This is a genomic window from Microcella sp. (assembly GCF_046293215.1).
Classification (GTDB): Bacteria; Actinomycetota; Actinomycetes; order Actinomycetales; family Microbacteriaceae; genus Microcella.
Genome location: NZ_JBKBPI010000001.1, coordinates 134,476 through 157,855 on the forward strand (window position 1 = coordinate 134,476; position 23,380 = coordinate 157,855).

At 67.3% G+C, this 23,380-nt stretch carries 23 protein-coding genes and 1 riboswitch; of the genes, 12 read left to right on the forward strand and 11 right to left on the reverse strand.

Features of this window, described 5'->3' with window-relative positions; translation table 11 throughout:
* The first annotated feature begins 45 nt into the window (after positions 1-45).
* From ACK4SC_RS00640 to ACK4SC_RS00650, 3 genes are read left to right on the forward strand one after another with little or no spacing between them, the layout of a single operon-like run.
* The gene (locus ACK4SC_RS00640) at positions 46-1,383 is read left to right on the forward strand and encodes a glutamine synthetase family protein (RefSeq protein ID WP_409613819.1); all 1,338 of its coding nucleotides are present in this window, start codon (positions 46-48) and stop codon (positions 1,381-1,383) included.
* Between the two features lie 23 nt (positions 1,384-1,406).
* Positions 1,407-4,343 (forward strand): bifunctional [glutamine synthetase] adenylyltransferase/[glutamine synthetase]-adenylyl-L-tyrosine phosphorylase, encoded by a 2,937-nt coding sequence (locus ACK4SC_RS00645; protein WP_409613822.1) that lies wholly within the window; start codon positions 1,407-1,409, stop codon positions 4,341-4,343.
* A gap of 44 nt (positions 4,344-4,387) precedes the next feature.
* Positions 4,388-5,692: a ferric reductase-like transmembrane domain-containing protein gene (locus tag ACK4SC_RS00650; RefSeq protein WP_409613825.1), complete on the forward strand. Its 1,305-nt coding sequence runs from the start codon at positions 4,388-4,390 to the stop codon at positions 5,690-5,692.
* A 125-nt stretch (positions 5,693-5,817) separates the two neighbouring features.
* On the opposite strand, the gene glnA is transcribed toward ACK4SC_RS00650, so the two are convergent.
* The 3 genes from glnA to lipB form a co-directional block, all read right to left on the reverse strand.
* The gene (gene glnA, locus ACK4SC_RS00655) at positions 5,818-7,242 is read right to left on the reverse strand and encodes a type I glutamate--ammonia ligase (RefSeq protein WP_409613827.1); all 1,425 of its coding nucleotides are present in this window, start codon (positions 7,240-7,242) and stop codon (positions 5,818-5,820) included.
* 115 nt (positions 7,243-7,357) lie between these two features.
* Entirely contained in the window at positions 7,358-8,347 is a 990-nt protein-coding gene (lipA, locus tag ACK4SC_RS00660) for a lipoyl synthase (protein ID WP_409613830.1), read from the reverse strand.
* On the reverse strand, positions 8,344-9,027 hold the full coding sequence (gene lipB / locus ACK4SC_RS00665) for a lipoyl(octanoyl) transferase LipB (protein ID WP_409613833.1): 684 nt from the start codon (positions 9,025-9,027) through the stop codon (positions 8,344-8,346). Before lipB ends, lipA begins: the two co-directional genes overlap by 4 nt.
* An 81-nt stretch (positions 9,028-9,108) precedes the next feature.
* Between lipB and ACK4SC_RS00670 the strand changes: the two genes are divergently transcribed.
* Positions 9,109-9,510: an RDD family protein gene (locus ACK4SC_RS00670; RefSeq protein WP_409613836.1), complete on the forward strand. Its 402-nt coding sequence runs from the start codon at positions 9,109-9,111 to the stop codon at positions 9,508-9,510.
* A 54-nt stretch (positions 9,511-9,564) separates the two neighbouring features.
* On the opposite strand, the gene ACK4SC_RS00675 is transcribed toward ACK4SC_RS00670, so the two are convergent.
* The 4 genes from ACK4SC_RS00675 to ACK4SC_RS00690 are packed head-to-tail and all read right to left on the reverse strand — an operon-like array spanning position 9,565 to position 13,787.
* Complete coding sequence (locus ACK4SC_RS00675; RefSeq protein ID WP_409613838.1) at positions 9,565-11,190, reverse strand: cytochrome b; 1,626 nt, start codon at positions 11,188-11,190, stop codon at positions 9,565-9,567.
* On the reverse strand, positions 11,187-12,269 hold the full coding sequence (locus ACK4SC_RS00680) for a Rieske 2Fe-2S domain-containing protein (protein ID WP_409613841.1): 1,083 nt from the start codon (positions 12,267-12,269) through the stop codon (positions 11,187-11,189). The genes ACK4SC_RS00675 and ACK4SC_RS00680 overlap by 4 nt, the downstream gene beginning before the upstream one ends.
* Before the next feature lie 29 nt (positions 12,270-12,298).
* Positions 12,299-13,099: a c-type cytochrome gene (locus ACK4SC_RS00685; RefSeq protein WP_409613844.1), complete on the reverse strand. Its 801-nt coding sequence runs from the start codon at positions 13,097-13,099 to the stop codon at positions 12,299-12,301.
* 58 nt (positions 13,100-13,157) lie between these two features.
* On the reverse strand, positions 13,158-13,787 hold the full coding sequence (locus tag ACK4SC_RS00690) for a heme-copper oxidase subunit III (RefSeq protein WP_409613847.1): 630 nt from the start codon (positions 13,785-13,787) through the stop codon (positions 13,158-13,160).
* Positions 13,788-13,865: 78 nt separating this feature from the next.
* Between ACK4SC_RS00690 and trpD the strand changes: the two genes are divergently transcribed.
* Positions 13,866-14,921: an anthranilate phosphoribosyltransferase gene (gene trpD, locus ACK4SC_RS00695; protein ID WP_409613850.1), complete on the forward strand. Its 1,056-nt coding sequence runs from the start codon at positions 13,866-13,868 to the stop codon at positions 14,919-14,921.
* Here the strand turns inward: trpD and ACK4SC_RS00700 are convergent.
* Positions 14,912-15,433 carry an Lrp/AsnC family transcriptional regulator gene (locus tag ACK4SC_RS00700; protein ID WP_409613852.1) on the reverse strand — a complete coding sequence of 174 codons (522 nt, stop codon included), beginning with the start codon at positions 15,431-15,433 and terminating at the stop codon, positions 14,912-14,914. The genes trpD and ACK4SC_RS00700 overlap by 10 nt on opposite strands.
* A gap of 95 nt (positions 15,434-15,528) precedes the next feature.
* Here ACK4SC_RS00700 and ACK4SC_RS00705 point away from each other — a divergent pair, with 95 nt between their 5' ends.
* A complete protein-coding gene (locus ACK4SC_RS00705; RefSeq protein WP_409613855.1) occupies positions 15,529-16,710 on the forward strand; it encodes a trans-sulfuration enzyme family protein in 1,182 nt (393 codons plus the stop codon).
* Positions 16,711-16,732: 22 nt separating this feature from the next.
* Here the strand turns inward: ACK4SC_RS00705 and ACK4SC_RS00710 are convergent, their stop codons facing one another.
* Entirely contained in the window at positions 16,733-17,101 is a 369-nt protein-coding gene (locus ACK4SC_RS00710; protein WP_409613857.1) for a YchJ family protein, read from the reverse strand.
* 51 nt (positions 17,102-17,152) lie between these two features.
* Positions 17,153-17,247: riboswitch (TPP riboswitch) on the forward strand.
* On the opposite strand from ACK4SC_RS00710, the gene thiM reads away from it, so the two are divergent.
* From thiM to thiD, 3 genes are all read left to right on the forward strand, one after another.
* Entirely contained in the window at positions 17,240-18,064 is an 825-nt protein-coding gene (gene thiM, locus ACK4SC_RS00715; protein WP_409613860.1) for a hydroxyethylthiazole kinase, read from the forward strand. Its footprint overlaps the riboswitch before it by 8 nt.
* Complete coding sequence (gene thiE, locus ACK4SC_RS00720; RefSeq protein WP_409613863.1) at positions 18,061-18,702, forward strand: thiamine phosphate synthase; 642 nt, start codon at positions 18,061-18,063, stop codon at positions 18,700-18,702. The genes thiM and thiE overlap by 4 nt, the downstream gene beginning before the upstream one ends.
* A 2-nt stretch (positions 18,703-18,704) precedes the next feature.
* Entirely contained in the window at positions 18,705-20,141 is a 1,437-nt protein-coding gene (gene thiD, locus ACK4SC_RS00725; RefSeq protein WP_409614311.1) for a bifunctional hydroxymethylpyrimidine kinase/phosphomethylpyrimidine kinase, read from the forward strand.
* On the opposite strand, the gene ACK4SC_RS00730 is transcribed toward thiD, so the two are convergent.
* Both ACK4SC_RS00730 and ACK4SC_RS00735 read right to left on the reverse strand, forming a co-directional pair.
* A complete protein-coding gene (locus tag ACK4SC_RS00730; protein WP_409614313.1) occupies positions 20,128-20,955 on the reverse strand; it encodes an EamA family transporter in 828 nt (275 codons plus the stop codon). The genes thiD and ACK4SC_RS00730 overlap by 14 nt on opposite strands.
* A gap of 68 nt (positions 20,956-21,023) precedes the next feature.
* A complete protein-coding gene (locus tag ACK4SC_RS00735) occupies positions 21,024-21,605 on the reverse strand; it encodes a helix-turn-helix domain-containing protein (protein ID WP_409613865.1) in 582 nt (193 codons plus the stop codon).
* Between the two features lie 79 nt (positions 21,606-21,684).
* Here ACK4SC_RS00735 and ACK4SC_RS00740 point away from each other — a divergent pair, with 79 nt between their 5' ends.
* The 3 genes from ACK4SC_RS00740 to ACK4SC_RS00750 all read left to right on the forward strand — a co-directional run bounded on the left by ACK4SC_RS00740 (position 21,685) and on the right by ACK4SC_RS00750 (position 23,277).
* Positions 21,685-22,020, forward strand: coding sequence for a YciI family protein (locus ACK4SC_RS00740; protein ID WP_409613867.1), 336 nt, complete (start codon positions 21,685-21,687; stop codon positions 22,018-22,020).
* A gap of 256 nt (positions 22,021-22,276) precedes the next feature.
* Complete coding sequence (locus ACK4SC_RS00745; protein ID WP_409613869.1) at positions 22,277-22,633, forward strand: ArsR/SmtB family transcription factor; 357 nt, start codon at positions 22,277-22,279, stop codon at positions 22,631-22,633.
* A complete protein-coding gene (locus ACK4SC_RS00750) occupies positions 22,630-23,277 on the forward strand; it encodes a cation diffusion facilitator family transporter (protein ID WP_409613872.1) in 648 nt (215 codons plus the stop codon). Before ACK4SC_RS00745 ends, ACK4SC_RS00750 begins: the two co-directional genes overlap by 4 nt.
* The last annotated feature ends 103 nt before the right edge of the window (positions 23,278-23,380 follow it).

The following is a 23,380-nucleotide window of genomic DNA, read 5'->3' on the forward strand; positions in this document are numbered from 1 at the left end:
CCCGGCAGTAGTGGCGGCCCGTGACGGGCCCGGCGGAAGGGCAGCATGGACAAGCAGAGGGACTTCGTTCTGCGCACCATCGAAGAGCGCGGCGTCAAGTTCGTGCGGCTGTGGTTCACCGACGTCGTCGGAACCCTGAAGATGGTGGCGATCGCCCCCGCAGAGGTCGAGGGCGCATTCGCCGAGGGCCTCGGCATCGACGGCTCGTCGATCGAAGGGTTCACCCGAGCGTACGAGGCCGACGTGCTCGCGCACCCCGACCCGACTACCTTCCAAATCCTGCCCTGGCGCGGAGACGTCGACCCGACGGCCCGGATGTTCTGCGACATCACCACGCCCGACGGCCAGCCCGCCGCCGCCGACCCGCGTCAGGTACTGAAGCGCACCCTCGCGAAGGCCGCTGACGCCGGCTTCACGTTCTACACGCACCCGGAGATCGAGTTCTACCTGCTGAAGAGCTCGAAGTTCGGCCCCGAGGGGCCGCAGCCGGTCGACTCCGCCGGGTACTTCGACAACGTGCCGGGTGGCTCGGCGCACGACTTCCGGCGCCGCGCGGTGCGCATGCTCGAAGACCTCGGCATCTCGGTCGAGTTCAGCCACCACGAGGCTGGCCCCGGGCAGAACGAGATCGACCTGCGCTACGCCGATGCACTGACGACGGCCGACAACATCATGACGTTCCGCACGGTCGTCAAAGAGGTCGCCATCGAGCAGGGTGTGTACGCCACCTTCATGCCGAAGCCGCTCGAGAAGCACCCCGGCAGCGGCATGCACACCCACATGTCGCTCTTCGAGGGTGACACGAACGCTTTCTTCGATCCCGGTGGGCAGTACCAGCTCTCGCAGATCGGCCGTCAGTTCGTCGCGGGGCTCCTGCACCACGCGCCCGAGATCACGGCCGTCACGAACCAGTTCGTCAACTCGTACAAGCGCATCTGGAGCGGTGACGAGGCACCGAGTTACGTGACCTGGGGCCACAACAACCGCTCGGCGCTCGTGCGCGTTCCGCTCTACAAGCCCGGCAAAGGCCAGAGCGCGCGCGTCGAGTACCGCGGTCTCGACTCGGCGGCGAACCCCTACCTCGCGTACGCGCTCTTGCTCGCGGCCGGCCTGAAGGGCATCGAAAACGGCTACGAGCTGCCGCCCGAGGCGGAAGACACCGTCTGGGCGCTCAGCGAGACCGAGCGACGGGCCCTCGGCTACAAGGGGCTTCCTGCGAGCCTCGATCGCGCACTCGGCCTGATGGAAGACAGCGAGCTCGTCGCCGAAACGCTCGGCGAGCAGGTCTTCAACTACGTGCTGCTCAACAAGCGGCGCGAGTGGCGTGAATACCGCGCCCAGGTGACGCCGTACGAGCTGGCCAGCAACCTCGAGATCCTCTAGCGGCCGGAGGCCAGGTCGCCCGCATGAATTCCCGTCCGGCGTCGACGCTGACGTTGCTCGCCCGCCTCGGCTTCGACGACCTCGGAGCCGCCCGGTCGACCATCGACGCTCTGGACGCGACGCCGGGATCGGGCGGCATCACCGAGCATCTCGAGCTGTTCGCCCTCGCGGCCGACCCCGATCGGGCGTTGCGCGGGCTGCAGTCACTTCTCGACCGGCACGCCGAGGCGCTCGCACCTGCCCTCGACGATGCCGACTGGATGCGCCGCATCATCCGCGTGCTGGGCGCGAGCGAGGGGCTCGGTCACTTCCTCCTCCGCCGCCCGGCGGAACTCGACGCCCTGCGCCAGCCGCTCCCGCACCCGCAGAACGCCGCGGCGTATCGCGATGACCTCGTCGCGGCCGTCTCCGATCTCACCGGCGAGGATGCGCGCACCGCCTTACGCGTGCGGTACCGCCGTCACGTTCTGCAGCTCGCCGCGTGGGATCTCGACCACGACGACCCGCTTACCGCCATGCCCGCGGTGGGCCGGGCTCTGGCCGACATGGCCGGGGCAAGCCTGGAAGCCGGACTGGCGATCGCACGACGGGAGTGTGGTTTCCCGGCTGACCAGGTCGCGGCAACACGGCTCGCGATCATCGGCATGGGCAAGTGCGGTGCGGCCGAACTCAACTACCTGAGTGATGTCGACGTGATCTACGCCGTCGAGGCGGGGGAGGGGATCGAGACGGGGCGCGCGGTCGAGATCGGGACGCGGCTTGCCTCGATGACGGCCCGCAGCATCCAGGAGGCGGGAATCGAACCGCCGTTGTGGGAGGTCGACGCCAACCTGCGACCGGAGGGCAAAGACGGCGCCCTTGTGCGCAGCCTCGAGTCGCACCGCGCCTACTACGAGCGCTGGGCGAAGAACTGGGAGTTCCAGGCGCTGCTGAAGGCACGGCCCATCGCCGGTGATCCCGAGGTCGGAGCGGGATTCCTCGCGATCACGCAGCCGCTCGTCTGGGACAGCTCGCAACGCGACGGTTTCGTTGAGCAGGTGCAGGGGATGCGCGAACGCGTCACGGCGCACATTCCTGCTGACGAGGTCGACGTGCAGGTCAAGCTCGGGCCAGGGGGGCTGCGCGACATCGAGTTCACCGTTCAGCTGCTGCAACTCGTGCACGGCGCCCATGACGACCGGGTCCGGCAGCGCGACAGCCTGGGTGCCCTCGCGGCCCTGGCGGAGTGCGGCTACATCGGTCGGGCGGAGGCGGCCGAGTTCTCGGGCGACTACCGGTTGCTTCGCGTCATCGAGCACCGCCTGCAACTCGACCGACTGAGTCGCACCCATTTGATGCCGCGCGATCCGGACCGGCAGCGCGTCATCGCGCGGGCCACCGGGCTCGCGGCGACCGCTGACGAGTTGCTCGCGCAGTGGCAGCGCACGAAGCTGGCCGTGCGCTCTCTGCACGAGAAGCTGTTCTACCGACCCCTGCTGTCGGCGGTGGCGAAGCTCCCCGACGAGCAGCTCGCGCTGACGTCAGACCAGGCGGAAGCCCGGCTTGCGGCGATCGGTTTCGCCGACCCCCAGCGTGCCCTTCAGCACATCGCGGCGCTCACCGGCGGCGTCTCGCGACGCGCGGCGATTCAACGCACCCTGCTTCCGGTCATTCTGCAGTGGCTTGCCGACGGCGCCGACCCTGACCACGGCCTGCTGTCGTTCCGGCGTCTGAGCGACGCGCTGGGGGAGACGTACTGGTTCCTGCGGATGCTGCGCGACTCCTCGGGAGCGGCGCAGCGACTCTCGACCGTGCTCGCGGCCTCGCACTTCGTGGGCGGACTCTTCGAGCGCATCCCCGAGGGCGCCGCGTGGCTCGAAGACGACGACGAGCTGCGCCCCCGACCCCTGTCGACGCTGCTCGACGAGGTACGGGCGACGGTCGCGCGGCACGCCGGAGATGATGAGGCCGCGGCGACGGCTTTGCGGGTGGCGCGACGCCGCGAGACGCTGCGAATAGCGCTGGCAGCCATGGTCGACGTCATTGACGTACAAGAGCTCGGGGTAGCACTCAGCGACATCACGACCGCGTACCTGACGGGCGCCGTATCGCTCGCGCACACCGCCGATGACGGCGTTGAGTTCGCGGTCATCGCGATGGGCCGATACGGCGGGGCCGAGCTCGGATTCGGCTCGGACGCCGACGTCATCTACGTCTTCCGTGACACCGGCGCAGGCGATCGTGCGGCGACCGTTGCCCAACGCATCGTGACCCGGCTGGGACAGCTCACCGAAGACATCCGCCTTCCCTTCGAGTTGGATGCCGGGCTGCGGCCCGAAGGACGCAACGGCCCGATCGTGCGCTCGCTCGAGTCGTACCGCGCCTACTACGAGCGATGGTCGCTCACCTGGGAGGCGCAGGCGTTGCTGCGCGCGCGACCCGCCGCGGGCGATGGTGACCTGTGTGCCGACTTCATGGCGCTCGCGGACGCGGTTCGTTATCCGGTCTCGTTCGGCGAGTCGGAGGCGCGCGAGGTGCGCCGAATCAAGGCCCGCGTCGAGTCAGAGCGGCTGCCGCAGGCGGCCGATCCGGCGCGGCACCTGAAGCTGGGACGCGGGTCGCTGAGCGACGTCGAATGGTTCGTGCAGCTGCTGCAGCTCCAACACGCCCACACGCACCCCGGGCTGCAAACCCCCTCAACTCTCGCGGCACTGGACGCGGCGGCCAGCGCAGGCCTCGTCGCTGCATCCGACGCTGAGCGGCTGCGTGCCGCCTGGCTGCTCGCATCGCGCGTGCGCTCAGCAGCGATGCTCTGGACGGGACGCACGGCGGATGTTCTGCCTGCTGACCGCATCCAGTTGGACGCGATCGCGCGTCTATTGGCGTACCCGCCGAAGTCGGCCGCTCGCCTCGAGGAGGACTACCTGCGCACCACGCGGCTTGCGCGCCAGGTGTTTGAGAAGGGCTTCTACGCAACCTGATGACTCACGCGGAATCAGCCCCCGGTCCTGTCGTTCCCGCTGTCATGCGGAAGCAGTATTTCTGGGGCTATACCGTCGTCGTCGCCACAACGGTGACAACGTTGCTCATCTGGCTCGGCTCGAAGTGGTACGTCGACGACTGGGACGACGACCCCTTTCGGTACGTCGCGAAGGTTGGCAGCATGGGCGCGACCACGCTCATCTGCTGGACCTTCGTCCTCTCCACGCGCTTTCCCGTCGTCGAGCGTCTCTTCGGCGGTCTGGACAAGGTCTACAAGGCCCACCGAAACATCGGGCGCGTGGCGTTTGTCCTCATCCTTTTGCACCCCACGTTCCTGGCGGTTCCGCTCATTCCTCAGTGGGGCGAGTTCCTCGGCTTCTTCTGGTTCTCCGACGACTGGGTGAGAAACTCCGGCATCATCGCGCTGCTTCTCTTCATCGTGTTGGTCTCGGTCTCGCTGTGGATCACCCTGCGATACCACGTGTGGAAACAGACCCACCACTTTTTCGGGCTGCTGCTGTTGGTGGTGATTGTGCACACCATCGTTGCCGACGCCGAGATCATGACGTTCCCGGTTCTGAGAGCGTGGTTCTTCTCGTGGCTGGCGGTGGCGGCGTTTTGCTTCCTATATATCCGCGTGCTCTACCGGTGGATGGGTCCGCTCCATGACTATGAGGTGGCGACGGTGGCGCACCGCGGCGATGTCACCGAGCTGTATCTGACACCGACGAGGCCGGGTCGCCACCTCACCCATCGGCCAGGACAGTTCATCTACATCTCCATCGATACCGACGAGGTGAGCGCCGAACTTCATCCGTTCAGCATTTCGTCTCCGCCGGGCCAGCCACACCTCCGACTCTCCGTTGCGGAGGTCGGTGACTGGACGAGCACTCTGAGCGAACTCCGAGGCGGCGAGCGGGTCAAGGTGTGGGGCCCCTACGGAAAGTTCGGTGACAGTCTCCGTTCCACGCCCACCCTCGACCCGGTGTTGATCGCGGGCGGCATCGGCGTGACGCCGTTTCTCAGCATGATCGGTGACGACCGCTTCGTGCGGGAGGGGGAGCGCACGGCGCACCTGATTTACAGCGTCGTGAAGCCGGAGGAGGCGGTCTACGACGACGAGATCACGACACGTAGTCGCTCCGAGGCACTGTCCTATATTCGCCATTCTTCGGACGAGGACGGCTTTCTCGATGCCACGACGATCGGCGAGATGGTCGGCGGTCTCGACGGCAAGGTGTTTCTCATCTGCGGGCCCGCGCCAATGATGCAGACGGTCACGAAAGACTTGCGCGAGCACGGGGTCGGGGTCGATCGGATCATCACGGAGGACTTCAGCGTCGCGTGAGCGGCGGGGGTACGGGCCCTGCGATTCGACAGGTGGTGGCTCATCGGTCTCGGCGAACTGGGCGTTAACGCCGCGAAGGCCCCGCTCCACTGCTGGAACGAGGCCCCCGGGCGTCTGGGACGCGCTTACACCGAGAAGTACAGCTCGTACTCGAACGGGTGCGGACGCTGCGCGGCGGGGAGGATCTCCTTCTCGCGCTTGTAGTCGATCCACGTCTCGATGAGGTCCTTCGTGAACACACCGCCGGCGAGCAGGAACTCGTGGTCGTTCTCGAGCGCGACGAGCGCCTCCTCGAGCGAGCCGGGAACCTGCGGGATGCCCTTGGCCTCCTCCGGGGGCAGCTCGTACAGGTCCTTGTCGACGGGCTCGTGCGGCTCGATCTTGTTCAGGATTCCGTCGAGGCCCGCCATCATCTGCGCGGCGAAGGCGAGGTAGGGGTTGCCCGAGGCGTCCGGAGCACGGAACTCGATGCGCTTGGCCTTCGGGTTCGATCCCGTGATCGGGATGCGGATCGCAGCCGAGCGGTTACCGGCCGAGTACACCAGGTTGACCGGTGCCTCGAAGCCCTTCACCAGGCGGTGGTACGAGTTCAGCGACGGGTTCGTGAACGCGAGCACAGCGGGGGCGTGCTTCAGAAGACCGCCGATGTACCAGCGAGCGATGTCACTGAGGCCGCCGTAGCCCGCCTCGTCGTAGAACAGCGGCTTGCCGTCGTTCCACAGCGACTGGTGGGTGTGCATGCCCGAACCGTTGTCACCGAACAGCGGCTTCGGCATGAAGGTCGCAACCTTGCCCCACTCGAGAGCGGTGTTCTTCACGATGTACTTGAACTTAAGGATGTCGTCGGCGGCCGAGACCATCGTGTCGAACTTGTAGTTGATCTCCGCCTGGCCCGCGGTGCCGACCTCGTGGTGGCTGCGCTCGACCTCGAGGCCAACCTCCATGAGCTTCAGCACGATGTCGTCGCGCAGGTCGGCCTGCTTGTCGACGGGGGAGACGGGGAAGTAGCCGCCCTTGAAGGGGGTCTTGTTGGCGAGGTTTCCGCCGGCTTCCTCGCGCCCGGTGTTCCACGCCGCCTCGTCCGAGTCGACCTGGTAGAAGCTCTTGCCCTGGCTGACCTCGTAGCGCACGTCATCGAAGACGTAGAACTCCGCCTCGGGGGCGAAGAACGCGGTGTCGGCGATGCCCGTCGAGGCGAGGTACTTCTCGGCCTTCTTGGCAACCTGGCGCGGATCGCGCGTGTAGATCTCGCCGTTGCGCGGGTTGTAGATGTCGAAGACCATCACGAGCGTGCGCTCGGTGCGGAACGGGTCGACGTAGGCGGTCGAGACGTCGGGAATGAGCTGGAGGTCCGACTCGTGGATCGACTGGAAGCCACGGATGGACGAACCGTCGAAGAGCTGGCCGACGGTGAAGAAGTCTTCGTCGACGGTGGAGGCGGGAATGTTGAAGTGCTGCTGCACACCGGGCAGATCGGTGAAGCGGATGTCAAGGAACTTGACGTCCGTCTCCGTGATGAACTTCAGCACCTCGGACGAGTCACGGAACATGCGTATGGTCTCCTGAGCTAGATCCGGGTTGGCGGGCGCAACTGCGACCGCTGTTCACGGTAAACGGGTGGCATTTCCCCGCAGTGTCCCCAATGTTTCGGCGATGTTACGCGGACTAGCTGACGGCCTGCGCAAAACCGGCGGCGCTGTCGGCCAGCTGGCGCAGGTGGTCGGGGATGGGTCGACCCTTCGCCACCATGGACTGCGCCCACAGGCGACCGGCGCGGTAGCTCGACCGCACGAGCGGCCCGGCGAGCACACCGAGGAACCCGATCTCTTCGGCCTCCGCCTTCAGCTCCACGAACTCCTCCGGCTTGACCCAGCGGTCGATCGGGTGATGCCGCGGGGTCGGCCGCAGGTACTGGGTGATCGTGACGATGTCGGTGCCGGCATCGTGCAGGTCGCGCAGCGCCTGGCTGACCTCCTCGCGGGTCTCGCCCATCCCCAAGATCAGGTTTGACTTCGTAATCAGTCCGAAATCGCGCGCCTGTGTGATGACGTTGAGTGAGCGGTCGTAGCGGAATGCCGGTCGGATGCGCTTGAAAATTCGGGGTACGGTCTCGACGTTGTGCGCAAAAACTTCCGGGCGCGACTCGAAGACAACCCGCAACAGATCAGGGTTGCCGCTGAAGTCGGTGGCGAGGATTTCGACGCCGGTGCCGGGGTTGAGTTCGTGAATCTGTCGCACCGTCTCGGCGTGCAGCCACGCCCCCTCATCGGGGAGGTCGTCTCGCGCCACGCCGGTCACCGTGGCGTACCGCAGATTCATCTCGCGCACGCTCTCGGCGACGCGTCGGGGCTCGTCGGTGTCGTAGTCGGCGGGCTTGCCGGTGTCGATCTGACAGAAGTCACAGCGCCGCGTGCACTGGCTGCCTCCGATCAGGAACGTCGCCTCGCGGTCTTCCCAACACTCGTAGATGTTGGGGCAGCCCGCCTCCTGGCACACGGTGTGCAGCTGCTTGTCGCCCACGAGGGAGCGCAGCGCGCTGAACTCGGGCCCCATCTTGGCCCGCGTCTTGATCCACTCGGGCTTCTTCTCGATTGGAGTCTGCGCATTGCGCACCTCCAGGCGCAACATTTTGCGGCCGTCAACGGGTGCGGTCATGCGGGGACTCCAGTGGGTGAGGGGTGAATAACGGGGGAGGATGCTCGGGCCGACACACGCGCGTACACGTGCTCATCGAACCGCGCGCGCACAGCGGCCGCAGCCTCCGCCGGCGTCACAGTGCGGCCGAGTTCGCGGCTGACGGAGGTGACCCCGGCGTCGCTGAGGCCGCAGGCGATGATGCTGTCGTATGCCTCGAAGCTGTTCGAGCAGTTCAGGGCGAAGCCGTGCATGGTGACACCGGAAGCGACCCGGATGCCGATGGCGGCGATCTTGTCGGTGCCGCGCAACCACACGCCGCTGCGCCCGGGTACCCGTTCGGCCCCGGTCACGCCGAGATCCTCGAGAACGGCGATGAGCATCCCCTCGAGACAGCGCACGTAGCCGACGACGTCGATCGGCTCCGCAAGGCGAAGGATGGGATATCCGACGAGCTGACCCGGACCGTGCCAGGTGATCTTGCCGCCGCGATCAACCTCAACGACGGGAGTGCCGTCGCGCGGACGCTCATGGGGCTCGGTGCGTTTGCCCGCGGTATAGACGCTCTCGTGCTCAAGCAGCATGACGGAATCGGGCGCCCGGCCCTCGACGACGGCGGCATGCAGGGCACGCTGCTGCTCGAGACCCGACAAATACGGCACGGAGTTGGCGCTTAGCCCCGTGTCGACGTAGTCGATCACGTGCCGAGTCTACGCCGCCCAGCGGGGAACGCCCTGCACGCGGCGCACCGTGTGCCATCGGTGCGCTCGTACACTGAGCGGGTGACCCCCGACAGTGAATTGCCCGATTGGCCGGGGCAACGCATCGGCCTGCCTGAATCCGGATCCCGCTCCGTCGCCCGCATCGGCCGCCGCATCGGCGGTATCGCGATTGATTGGGGGTTCAGCGTCCTGATTTCGGCGGCATTCTTCTCCTACGACCCGCTGGCGACCATCGCGATATTCGCCGGACTGCACATCGTGTCGACCGCGCTTCTCGGAGGGAGCCCCGGCCACCTCATTCTCGGGATGCACGTGGTGCCGATGGCGGGCGGCCGCATCGGTCTGTGGCGCCCCATCCTCCGCACAGCTCTGCTCGTGCTCGTGCTTCCCGCCGTGTTCTTCGACGTGAACCATCGGGGCCTGCACGATCGCGCTGCCGGCACCGTTCTCCTCGTCAAGTAACGGCAACGGCCCCGGTTCCGAGCGTGGAACCGGGGCCGTCGACCGAGCGCTGAGCTAGTGCTTCTGCGCCTCAATCTCGCGCTGCGTCACAGGCGCCACGCGGTCCTCGAAGAACCAGCGTGACAGTCCGGCCCGGACACGCTGCCGTACCGTGATGCGCCCGTTGTCGTCGGGGCGGATCATGAGCGGCTGGTACTCGTCGTGCGCAACCAGCTTCCAGCGCTCGTAGTCGTCGAGCTGCTCGTGCACCTCGATGTACTCGCCGCCAGGCAGGCGCACAATACGGCCCGTCTCGAAGCCGTGGAGTGCCATCTCGCGGTCCTTACGCTGCAGGGCGAGGCACACACGCTTGGTGATCCAGAACGCGATGAACGGACCCACCACCGTAATGAACTGCAGCGTGTGGATCACGCCTTCGAGCGTCACCCGGAAGTGCGTGGCGATGAGGTCGGAGCTCGCCGCCGCCCACATGCCGCAGTAGAAGACCACCGCAGCAGCACCGATTCCGGTGCGCACCGGGGCGTTGCGCGGGCGCTCGGCAATGTGGTGCTCGCGCTTGTCGCCGGTGATCCAGGCCTCGATGAACGGGTACGCCGCAATCGCCGCGAGGAACACGATGAGGACGACCGTGGGGATCAACACACCCATGGGCAGCGTGTAGCCAGCGATCACCCAGTCGAGGTTCGGCGGCATCAGACGCAACGCCCCATCGGCGAAGCCGATGTACCAGTCCGGCTGTGTACCGGCGGACACGGGGGAGGGGTCGTATGGTCCGTAGTTCCAGATCGGGTTGATCGTGAACAGCGAGGCGATCAGCACGATGGTGCCGAACACGATGAAGAAGAAGCCACCGGCCTTGGCCGCGAACGTCGGCATCACCGGGGCGCCCACGACGTTGTCGTTGGTGCGACCGGGGGCCGCGAACTGCGTGTGCTTGTTCACGATGAGCAGCAGCATGTGCACACCGATCAGGGCGATCGTGATCGCCGGCAGCAGCATGATGTGCAGGATGTACAGACGCTGGATGATCTGCGTACCGGGGAACTCGTCGCCGAACAGCAGGTACGAGATCCAGGCGCCGACGAGCGGAACCGCCTTGATCATGCCGTCGATGATGCGCAGGCCGTTGCCCGAGAGCATGTCGTCGGGCAGCGAGTAGCCGGTGAAGCCGAGGGCCATCGCCATGACGAACAGCAGGAAGCCGATCACCCAGTTCAGCTCGCGCGGCTTGCGGAAGGCGCCGGTGAAGAACACCCGGAGCATGTGCAGCGCGATCGAGGCGACGAACAGCAGAGCGGCCCAGTGGTGCACCTGACGCATCAGGAGGCCACCGCGGATCTCGAACGAGATGTCGAGAGCCGTGTGGTACGCCACCGACATCGGGATGCCCTGCAGCGGCACGTAGGAGCCGCTGTACTCAACCTCGGTCATCGACGGGTCGAAGAAGAAGGTCAGGAACGTGCCCGAGATGAGGATGACGATAAAGCTGTACAGCGCCACCTCACCGAGCATGAACGACCAGTGATCGGGGAAGATCTTCCGGCCGAGCGTCTTGACCGCGGTCGACGCGCTCGTGCGTTCATCGATGTAGTTGGCGGCCCATCCGGTGAACCGCATGCCCGTGCTCGGCGCGACCTGCGTGGTCGTGCCAGCGCTCGGCGGGGTAGTGGTCGTGGTCATCGCGCAATCTCCCAGAAGCTCGGACCCACAGGTTCGGTGAAGTCGCTACGCGCGACAAGGAATCCTTCATCGTCCACAGTGATCGGGAGCTGGGGAAGAGGACGTGCCGCCGGTCCAAAGATGACCTCGCAGTGGTTTGCGACGTCGAACTGGGACTGGTGGCAGGGGCACAGCAGGTGGTGCGTCTGCTGTTCGTACAACGCGACGGGGCAGCCCACGTGCGTGCAGATCTTTGAGTAGGCGACGATGCCGTCGTACGACCAATCGGCCTTCGCCGGGTCTTCGTTGAGCTCGTCGACCGGAAGACGCATGAGCAGCACGGCCGCCTTCGCCTTCTCTTCGATGCGGTGATACTCGAGCTCGGCAAGGCCCTCGGGGATCACGTGGAAGGCCGAGCCGATGGTGACGTCCGCGGCGCGGATCGGCGTTCCGGAGGGGTCGCGGCACAGGCGAACACCCTCGTCCCACATGGTCTGCTTCAGCAGAGCCACGGGATCGTCCTGACCCGCCAGGTCACGGAACATCACGACCGCCGGAATGGGGGTAACCGCGACCGCACCAATCAGGGTGTTGCGCACGAGGCTACGGCGGGTGAAGCCCGACTCTTTGTTGGCCTGGCTGAAGATCTCGACGGCCTTCGTGCGGGACTCGTCGGAGCCGCGGGTCGGGTGACGCAGCTCAACCTCTTCGTGGCTGTGCATGAGCGCCTTCGACCAGTGCACGGCACCGATGCCCACGCCCAGCAGGGCGAGCGTGATGCCGAGACCGAGGAACAGGTTGTTCAGTCGCACCGAGCCGGGGTTCGCCTCGTCGATGGGGAAGGCGAAGTAGGCCACGACGGCCAAGACGCTTCCGACGATCGACAGCAGGAACAGCGCGCTGATCGTGCGCTCGGCCTGCTTCTCCTTCTTCGGGTCAAGGTCGGTGACCCGCGGGCGGTGCGGCGGGAAGCCGGGGTTCGGAATACGGTCAGCGCGCACGACAGCGGTCGCGGGGGCCGCAGCGCTGTGGTCGTCCACCGTGGCGACCTCGTTCGACGGGGCTACTGCCTCGTCGCGGTCGTCGTGGATGTCGGCCATTATCGATCCTTCCTAATTGCGCGCATCCGTCAGTTCGACTTCGCGGTGAGCCAGACGGTCACGGCGACAAGACCGCCGAGGCCGAAGATCCAGATGAAGAGACCCTCCGAAACCGGGCCGAGCGATCCGAGATCGAAGCCACCGACCGACGGGTTCTCGTCGATGTAGCGGAGGTACGAAATGATGTCGTTCTTCTCTTCGGGCGTGAGGTTCATGTCGCTGAACACGGGCATGTTCTGCGGGCCGGTCACCATCGCGCCGTAGACGTGAATCGGGTCGATGTTGGCAAGACCCGGCGCGTACTTGCCCTCGGTCAATGCGCCACCAGCGCCCGCGACGTTGTGGCACATCGCGCAGTTAATGCGGAACAGCTCGGCACCGTTGGCGACGTCACCGTCGCCGGCGAAGTAGCGCTCGGCCGGCAGAGCGGGGCCGGGCGCGAGCTCGGCAACCCAGGCGCCCATCGCGTCGATTTGCTCCTGGCTGAACTGCACGGGCTTCACTTCCGCCTGGGGCCCAGACGCAGCCATGGGCATGCGACCCGTGCCGACCTGGAAGTCAACGGCCAGGGCGCCCACACCGATCAGCGAGGGGCCAGCGGCCGTGCCTTCGGCGAGCGTGCCGTGGCAGCTCGCGCAGTTCGCGGCGAAGAGCTTGCCGCCCTCCTCGACCATCTCGGCCGTGTGCGCCGTCGTCTCGGCCGTCGCGGTGCTGGTAGCCAGCGCGTACGCGCCGCCCGTCGCGAGGAGACCGACGATCAGCAGCGCGGCGGTCGCCAGAGGGTGGCGACGGCCGGTGCGTCGGGGGGAAGCGGGTGAGGTGATTGCCATGGTGCGGTGCGTCTCGATTCTCGGTGTCTGCTGTCGCGTTACGAGCTGATCGGGCTACTTACTGGAGGACGTAGATGACGAGGAACAGGCCGATCCAGACCACGTCGACGAAGTGCCAGTAGTACGACACGACGATGGCGCTGGTGGCGTCCCGGTGGGTGAAGTTCTTGACGGCGTAGGCGCGGCCGATCACGAGCAGGAAGGCGATGAGCCCGCCGATGACGTGCAAGCCGTGGAATCCGGTCGTGAGGTAGAACGCCGACCCGAACGCATCGGAGTTCAGCCAGACGAACTCACTCGTGAGGATCGAGTACTCGTAGATCTGGCCGACCACGAAGATGGCGCCCATCGCGTAGGTGACGAAGAACCACTCGATCATGCCCCACTCGGTGATCTTCCAGCTCTTGCGTCGCGGCTGCAGTCGCTCGGCCGCGAACACCCCGAACTGGCAGGCCACCGACGACAGTACGAGGATCGTCGTGTTCACCGCCGCGAAGGTCACGTCGAACTTCTCGGTGCCCATCGCCCATAACTCGGGTGAGGTCGATCGCAGCGTGAAGTAGATGGCGAACAGTCCGGCGAAGAACATCACTTCGCTGCCGAGCCACACGATCGTTCCGACGGCGACGACGTTGGGTCTGTTGATCGTGGGGGCGTTGAGCGATGCGGCGAGTGGGGTACTGGTCACCCGTTCATTATGACCGATGTTCCTGGAGGTTCATTGCGCTCGCCGCGCCTCTTTGCAGGATTTCACTAGCATCGTCACATGTCTGTGACCCTGAGCTGGCCGGCCATCCTCACGCGACTCATCGAGGGTGAGAATCTCTCGATAGCAGAGGCCACCTGGGCGATGGAGCAGGTCATGGCGGGGGAGGCAACCGACGCCCAGCTCGCCGCGTTTCTCGTCGCCCTCCGGGTGAAGGGCGAAACGGTCGACGAGATCGTCGGATTCCGTGATGCCGCGCTGCGCCACGCGCATCCCGTTGCCATCGATCCGATGGTGTTGGACATCGTCGGCACCGGGGGAGACCCGTATGGCGCCGTCGTGAATGTCTCATCGATCGCGTCGATCGTGGTGGCCGCGACGGGCGTGCGCGTTGCCAAGCACGGCAATCGCGGGGCCAGCTCGAAATCGGGAGCGTCCGACGTGCTCGGTGAGCTCGGCATCAACCTGGCGCTCGACCCCGACGAGGTCGCCGACGTGTGGCGAGAGGTGGGCGTGACGTATCTCAACGCTCAGGTTTTTCATCCGGGCTTCCGTCACGCCGGGCCGGCGCGCCGCGAACTCGGTGTGTCGACGGTGTTCAACATCCTCGGCCCGCTCGTCAACCCGGCGCGACCAGAGGCCTCGGCGGTCGGAGTCGCCCAGCTCGACCGGGTACCGCTCATGGTGGGCGTCTTCCGCACCCGCGGAGCGACCGCGCTCGTGTATCGGGGCGATGACGGAATCGACAAGCTGAGCGTGAGCGGGCACTCGCACATGTGGGAGGTGTCGCGCGGGTCCGTCACCGAGCACGACATCGATCCCCGCGAGCTCGGACTGGACTACCACCCGGTCGAGGCGGTGCTCGGTGGTGAGCCCGCGCACAACGCACAGATCGCCCGGCGGGTGCTTGCCGGAGACACGGGTGCGGTGCGCGACATCGTGCTGCTGAATGCGGCGGCGGGTCTCGTCTCGTACCAGTTGGCGAATGACCCCGCGCAAATCACGCGCCCCATCACCGAGCGCCTTAGCGAGGCCCTTGCGACGGCGGCCGAGTCGATCGACTCCGGCGCCGCCCAGGCCAAGCTCGACGAGTGGGCAGCCGCGACTCAGCGCTGAGTCGGTGACGGCTCTGGCGCGCCAGCAGTGATGACGCCCGGCCCGTCCATAACGTCGAAGACGAGTTGCGTCTCGGTGTGCACGACCCCGGGATGTTGGGTGATGTGCTCGAGCACTAGGTCACGCAGCGCACCGGCGTCGGCCACGGCAACGTGCAGCAGGTAGTCGTCCGCGCCCGCGACGTGAAAGATGCGGATCACGCCCGGGATGCGCCGCAGCCGGGCGTGGAATGCAAGGACGCCGTCGCGATCGTGACTGCCGAGACGCACCTTGATCACGGCCTGCATGGGCCTGCCGACCGCCGCCGGATCGATGTCGGCGCGGAAGGCGCGGATGACGCCCCGATCGCGCAGTGCGCGCAGGCGTTGCGTGCACGTGGACTCCGCGATTCCGGCCACCTGTGCGAGCGCCGCGTTCGTCAGGCGAGCGTTGTGGTCGAGTGCGCTGAGCAGCGCCCGGTCGACAGCGTCGAGGGGCACACGTGGATTCTGCGGGGCGACGCGGTCAGGCATGACTCCAGTGTGCACGATCTTCGTCAGCAGCGCACATGAACGCGCGTTCTGCAACAGATGTTGAGCCTTGCCGCAGTACGCATCACACTGTGCGCATGCTGCTTGACTCCGCCGTCTCCTCCGCCTCCGTTGACACCCGGGCGGTGCACGCCGGCCGGGATGACCTCACTGACCTGGGCGTGCATGCACCGCCCCTCGACCTGTCGTCGACAAACCCACTCCCCGACATCGACAGCGGGGGAGAGTCCTACGAGGCGATGGCAACCGGCAGGCACCCCACCGAGGGCGGCGCCGTGTACGCGCGACTGTGGAACCCGACCGTCGCGCGCTTCGAACGGGCCATCGCCGAATTGGAGGGAACCGATGAGGCGGTCGCGTTCGCTTCGGGAATGGCGGCGTTGTCCGCGGCGGTGACCGCCGCGGCGAACCGCGGCGCGGGTCGCCACGTTGTCGCGGTCCGCCCGCTGTACGGAGGCACCGATCATCTGCTGGCGTCGGGGATGCTCGGGGTGGAGACGACCTTTTGCTCACCCGACGAGGTGGCATCGTCGCTGCGCCCGGATACCTGCCTCGTCGTCATGGAGACACCGGCCAACCCCACTCTCGACCTCGTGGACATCGCCGCTGTCGTTGCCGCGGCGGGGGAGCGGCCCGTGCTCGTCGACAACACCTTTGCCACCCCCGTGCTGCAGAACCCCGCGGCACACGGTGCCGCGGTCGTGCTGCACAGTGCGACGAAGTACCTCGGCGGCCACGGCGACGTCGTAGGAGGCGTCGTGGCGGTCAACGCGGACTGGGCAACCGCGATCCGGCCCGTCCGGGCGATCACCGGGGGAATCCTGCACCCGCTCGCCGCCTACCTGCTGCACCGCGGTCTGCCCACTCTGCCCCTGCGCGTGCGCGCTCAGCAGGCAAGCGCTGCGGAGCTGGCCGTGCGCCTCGCCGACCATCCCGCCGTTCGACGCGTGTACTACCCGACGGCCGAGGGCGGCGACCCGCGCGGGCTGTTGGGACGACAGCTGCGGGGACCGGGCGCCATGCTGAGCGTCGATCTGCTCGGCGGTTTCGCCGCCGCTCAGAAGCTCACCACGGGACGGCACTGGTTCACGCACGCGGTGTCGCTCGGCGGTGTGGACTCGCTCATTCAGCACCCGGCGTCGCTCACCCACCGACCCGTCGCGCCCGATGCTCGGCCCGGAGCGGGCATCGTTCGTCTCTCGGTGGGGCTCGAAGGCGTGGATGACCTCTGGTCCGACCTCGAGGACGGACTGCGCTAGGCGCTGACGGCCGGCGCGGGTCTCACTTCGCCGCCACGTACATCCAGGCGCCGTCGACGCGCTCGAACGTGCTGTGCTTATCGAGACGGCCGGGACCGTCGGGAGAGCGGTAGTGGGCCGTGAAGCGCACCTCGCCGCGCGCATCCATGAGGCCGCCCGCGATCGTGTCGTGCACGTCGAGGCGGTACCAGCGGACGTCGTCGTCGAGTGTGAGCTCTGACGGTCGCGTCGACGGGTGCCACGTTGCCAGCAGGTAGTCGGCCCTGCCGACCGCAAAAGCGCTGAAGCGCGAGCGCATGAGCTGCTCGGCGGTGATCGCGCGCGCGTCGCCGCGGTGCAGGCGACCGCAGCACTCGTCGTAGGACAGTCCGCTCAGGCAGGGGCAGCGCACCTCGGAATGCTACGCGGTCTGCCAACGGGTCTCTCCCGTGCTACTGTCGGCGCCGTTGACACGGGGTGCCCGCACGGCGGGCTGAGATCACACCCGTCGAACCTGATCTAGGTCGTACTAGCGAAGGGATGTCTCTCTATGAGCGCTCGCCTGTCCACCCTGCCCATCCTCAGCGCTGACGATGCTCTCGTCGCACTGCGCGATGCACACCCGCTGGTTCAGTGCATCACCAACGCGGTCGTCACGAACTTCACCGCGAACGCGCTGCTCGCCGTCGGCGCGGCCCCCGCCATGTGTGACCTGCCGGGGGAGGCCGGTGTTTTCGCGTCGGTGGCTAACGGCGTGCTGATCAACCTGGGGACGCCGACCGCCGAACAGCGTGAGGCAGCGCGCGAGGCCGCGGCCGGAGGTGCCCCCTGGGTTCTTGATCCTGTCGCGGTCGGGGTACTGCCCGTGCGCACCGCGCTCGCCCGCGAACTGCTCGACGCGGGACCGGCCATCATCCGAGGCAACGCGTCGGAGATCCGCGCTCTCGCCGGCGACGGCGCGGGAGGCAGGGGAGTCGACTCGGTGGACGGCCCCGAGGCGGCCCGCGACGCCGCGCGGACACTCGCTCGCACGACCGGTGCTGTCGTCGCTGTCTCGGGCGAGCGCGACCTCATCACGGACGGACTGCGCGACGTTCGCGTGACGGGAGGCAGTGCTCTGCTCACCCGAGTCACGGGCGGAGGCTGCTCTCTCGGGGCGACCATGGCGGCGTTTCTCGGCGTCACCGATCCGTTCTCGGCCGCCATCGCGGCCTCGGCACTGCACGCCGCCGCATCCGAGATTGCGGCCAGCGTCAGTTCCGGCCCCGGTTCGTTCGCGACGGCCTTCATCGACGCGCTGGCCTCGGTCGACCCGAGCGCGCTCGTCGCGGCCGGCCGGGTCACCGACGACGTTCGCGAGGGCGCTCAGCAGTGAACCACCGCTACAACCTGTCGCTGCACCTCGTGACGGACGAGTCGCTGACCGGGCACGCGCTCGCGCAGGTGGTCGATGCGGCCATCCGCGGCGGTGTGACGGTCGTTCAGCTGCGAGCAAAGGGTGCGTCCGCCCGCGAGCTGACACACCGCGCCGTCATGCTCTCCGGCGTGATCGACGATCGCGCGGCGTTCGTGATCGACGACCGCGCGGACGTCGTGCTCGCAGCGCGTGATCGGGGTGCCACGGTCGACGGCGTCCACCTCGGGCAAAGCGACCTCCCGGTCGAGACGGCTCGCCGGATGCTCGGCGACGGCTCGCTGATCGGGCTCACCGCCAACACGCTGGACCACCTGGACGCGGCTGCGGAGCACGGCGCGGCCGACTACCTCGGCGTGGGTGTTATTCGGCCCACCGCGACCAAACCGGATCATCCCGCGCCGCTGGGCGTGAATGGCTTCGCGCGCTTGGCCCGTCGCACCGCACTGCCCTGCGTGGCAATCGGGGGAGTGACGCCTGCCGATGTCGGCCCGCTTCGCGCCGCCGGCGCGGCGGGCGTTGCGGTGGTGTCCGCCATTTGCGCGGCCGATGACCCGCAGGCTGCCGCGCGGTCATTCGTCGCGGGAGCGGCGTCGTGACGATGGCCGAGCGGCCCCCGCGTGTCCTCACGATCGCGGGTTCCGACCCGAGCGGGGGCGCGGGTATCCAGGCAGATCTGAAGTCGATCGCCGCCTTCCAGGGCTACGGCATGGCCGCCATCACGACGCTCACCGCGCAGAACACCCGCGGGGTCGACGGGGTGCACGCTCCGCCGGCGAGCTTTCTTGCCGCGCAGCTGGCCGCGATCGATGCCGACATCACCATCGACGCCGTGAAGATCGGGATGCTGCACTCGGTCGAATTGATCGAGACAGTGGACGCATGGCTTACGCGGGTCGCGCCTCCCGTGGTCGTTCTCGACCCCGTCATGGTCGCCACGAGTGGGCACCGCCTTCTGAACGACGACGCCGAGCACGCGGTGCGAGAACTCGCCCGGGGTGCGCACCTCGTGACACCGAATCTCAGTGAGTTGGCGGTCATGGTGGGGGAGCCCGTCGCCGGCTCCTGGCCGGAGGCCATCGACCAGGGCCGCCGTCTCGCGACGCGCCTGCAGACGACGGTGCTCGTCAAGGGCGGGCACCTGGCCGAAGCGGGGGCGCCCGACGCGCTCGTGACGGCGTCGTCCGTGCACGAGGTTTTCGGCAATCGCGTGCCGACGCTCAACACCCACGGCACGGGATGCTCGTTGTCGTCCGCGATGGCGACGCTGCGAGCAACCGGGCTCAGTTGGGACGACGCGCTCGTCGAGGCAAAGCACTGGATGGAGGGCGCGCTGCTCACGTCGGATTCCCTCGACGTGGGTGAGGGCAATGGCCCGATCAATCACCTCCACCGGATGAGCGCGTCGGGCGAGTGGGCGCGAGCCGCCTGGATCGAGTGCGCGGCGGTTGTGGAGGACGTGCTGAGCGTTCCGTTCGTCGCTGACCTCGGTGCCGGAACGCTCGATCCTGATCACTTTCGTCGGTACATCGCCCAAGACGCTCACTATCTCGACGGGTACTCCGCGGTGCTCGCGGAGCTCGCCGACCTTGCGCCCGACGCGGCTGACCGCGACTTCTGGCGGGCCGGTGCCGAGGCGTCGCGCGCCGAGGTCGATCGCCTCCACGCGGAGGTCATCGGTGAACACCGGGAGCATCCCGTCGCCGTGACGACCGAGTATCTCGCTCACCTGCGCAGCGCTGTGTCGTCCGGCTCCTACGCGCGCGCGGTGGCCGCGGTGCTGCCGTGCTACGCCCTGTACGCCGACCTGGGCGTGCGGTGGCTCTCGATCGCGCGTTCGGACCACGCGTACGCGGCATGGCTTGAGCTGTACGGCGGCGCTGCGTTCGTGCAGGCCTCCGCTCGCGCCGAGCGCATCGCGAGTGTCGCTGCAGATCGGGTCGATCGGGCCGAGCGTCGGCGCATGGCTGTCGCCTACCGCACCTCGATGCAGCTGGAGCGGCGCTTCTTTGCCGAGACGCCGCTCAGCCGGGGGTGACCAGCTCGCCGCTGGCGGGCCTCCGGCGACCCCCGCGTTGAGCGAGCGCGCCCGCGAGCACAACGAGTCCGATACCGAGTAGCTGGAGCAGGCTCGGTACCTGCGTGAGCACAATCAAACCGATCACCAGACCGATCGCCGGTTCGACGGCCATGAGCGTGCCGAAGGCGGTGGTCGTCAGCCGACGGAGCGCGGCCATTTCCAGCGCGAAGGGGATGACCGGAACGAGCAGAGCCACACCCACGCCGATCATGACGTGCTCCCAGCGCAGCGAACCCACGGCCTGCGGCACGCCGATCACGGCAGCGGTCAAGGCGGCGATCGGGATGGTGATGGACAGTGCGCGGATACCGGTGAATCGGTCGCCCACCTTTTGGGTCAACACGATGTAGATGCCCCACCCCGTTCCGGCCAGGGCGGCGAACAGCACGCCAAGCGGGTCAACGCTGTCGCGCCACGGTTCGGTCATGAGAATGACGCCGATCAGGGCCAGTGCCGGCCAGGCGAGCGCGCGAGCGCTGGGGCGCCGGATGGCCGCGACGGTGAGCGGGCCCAGGAACTCGATGGCGACGGCGACGCCGAGGGGAATTCGCGCCAGCGCCGCCAGGAAGAAGACGGTCATGAGGCCCGTCGCGACCCCCAGCCCGAGGAGCGGCAGCACGTCACTGCGGCGGATCGATCGCAGAGGCGGCCGGGCGATCGCGATGAGGATGATCGCGCCAAGTGTCAGGCGGAGCCACGCGGTACCGCCGGCGCCCAGCTCGGGTATGAGCAGCCCGGCCGACAGGGCAGAGCCGAGCTGAATCATGAGCATTGCCGCGACGGCGAGGGTCCACGGGGGAGTGGCGGCGGTCGCGCGGGCCGCGCCCCGCTCGAGCACGCTCACGGGGCTGGCTCAAAGACGGTGAGGATGAACGTGACCGGTTCATGGTGAGCGGTCCGGTAACCGTGGGGCCGGTCGCCCGGGAAGCTCGCCGCGTCGCCCGCACCGAGCGTCTGGGACTCGCCGTCAACAACCAACTCGAGCGTGCCGCCAAGAACGTGCACGAGCTCGCGCGTGCCCGCGGGGTGGGGGTCGCTGTCGCGGGACTCACCGGGATGCATGGTCCAGGTCCAGAGCTCGAGCACGTCGGGGGTCTTCGCGCTGGCAAGCAGTGACGCCGTGCCGCCGGCGTCTCCGCGCCACAGCACCGGGGCTGTACCCGCCGGCGAGACCACCACGTCGCCGGCGCGCGGCGGCTCGACCAGTTCGGGGAGTCCGAGACCGAGGGCCTGCGCCAGGCGCAATAGGGTGGCGACGCTGGGGTTGGCGGTTCCCTGCTCGACGTTGACGAGCATCCGCCGCGAGAGCTCTGCCGACTCGGCGAGCTGATCGAGCGTGAGGGAGCGACGCTGGCGCGCCTCGCGCACACGGGCACCGATCGCGACGGCGAGCGCGTCGGGGGCGCTGGACGAGGATTCCATGAGTGCACTATAGTGCACACATAGTGCAACTGATGAAATCGAGCCCATCGGAAGCGCGCGCAGACCTAGTCTCGGAGCCATGCACTTCTTTGTGGGCGTCATCGATTCCGTCAGCGGTTCGGCAACCTCCGACGAAGGGGCGGCCATCGACGCCTTCAACAACGAATTGAAGTCGCGAGGCCACTGGGTGCTCGCCGGCGGGATCGCTGCGCCCGATCAGAGCGTGACGATTGATGCTCGTGGGGCGGAGGCCGTGACCACGGACGGTCCTGTCACAGACGCGGACGATTTCGTTGCGGGGTTCTGGATCATCGAGGCGCCGAGCGTCGCCGCGGCGCACCACGTGGCCGTCGCCACGTCACGCGCCTGCAACCGCCGCGTCGAGGTGCGGCCGTTGCTTGGGCTCGCGAACTGAGCGGAGCGTCGCGGGCAGTGACGTGCGATCGCTGCCGGATCCGAATCACCCTTTGATGGTGAAGTCGCTTAATCGTTCTTCCAGAACTCTCTGACCTGGGACGTGCTCGCCGTTTCGCCGTCCGGCGAATCGGACGCCATGTTTAATCACACTGGCCTAGTTCCATCACGGCCAACCCGAAGGTCGTGGTGGCCTGCAGGCGCGCAATGAATCGCACCTATCTTGCAATAGTCAGCCTGCGCTGTATAGTCAGTGGGTGCTGACTATTGCGACTCGACTTGATGTGATGAACCGGCTGGGCCGGGCGATGGCGGATGCAACGCGGTCGCGGATCTTGATGACCCTGCTCGATGGGCCGAGCTATCCCGCGGTCCTCGCGCGCGAGTTGGATTTGACGCGTTCGAACGTGTCGAACCATCTGACTTGCCTGCGTGACTGCGGCATCGTGATCGCCGAACCCGAAGGGCGTCAGACTCGGTACGAGATCGCCGATGCGCATCTGGCCCGCGCGCTGACGGCGCTGTTGGATGTGACGCTCGCCGTCGACGAAGGGGCCGCCTGTATGGACGTCACCTGCGCGGTTCCTGGCTGCCGTGAGGAGGTGGCGCGATGACCATGCTGACCACGGAACGTCGTGCCACGCTGCATCGGCGTGTGAGGTTCATCGTCGCGTTTACGATCACGTACAACGTGATCGAGGCGATTGTGGCGATCTGGGCCGGCTCGGTCGCCTCATCGGCCGCGCTGATCGGCTTCGGCCTCGACTCGGTGGTGGAAGTGCTCTCAGCGGCCGCGGTCGCATGGCAGTTCACCCGCAAGGACCCGGAACGCTGGGAGAAGGCCACGGTCCGCGCAATCGGGATCGCGTTCTTCGCTCTGGCGGCGTACGTCATCATCGACGCGATCCTCACGCTCACCGGCGCGCAGGAGGTCGACCACAGCCCGCTCGGCATAGGGATCGCGACGCTGAGCCTGGTCGTAATGCCGGTGCTGGCGTGGTTCGAGTTCCGCACGGGCCGTGAACTCGGCTCGAAGAGTGTCCAGGCGGATGCGAAGCAGCTCCTGCTGTGCATCTACCTGTCCGGCACCGTCCTGATCGGTCTGCTGCTGAACTCGCTGTTCGGGTGGATGTGGGCCGACTCCGTCGCGGCCCTCGTCGTGGCCGGACTCGCGATCCGGGAAGGTATCGAGGCATGGCGTGGCGACGTCGAGTCTCCGTTCGAGGTCCTCGACGAGCTCGACGAGGACGACGACTGACCGGGTACCTGAACGCCGCGTTGCGCGCGAATCTGTCGGGCAATCGGTGTCGTTGCCATAGCTCTCGGCCGGCCTGGTGATCGGCAGGCATCGACGACGTTCC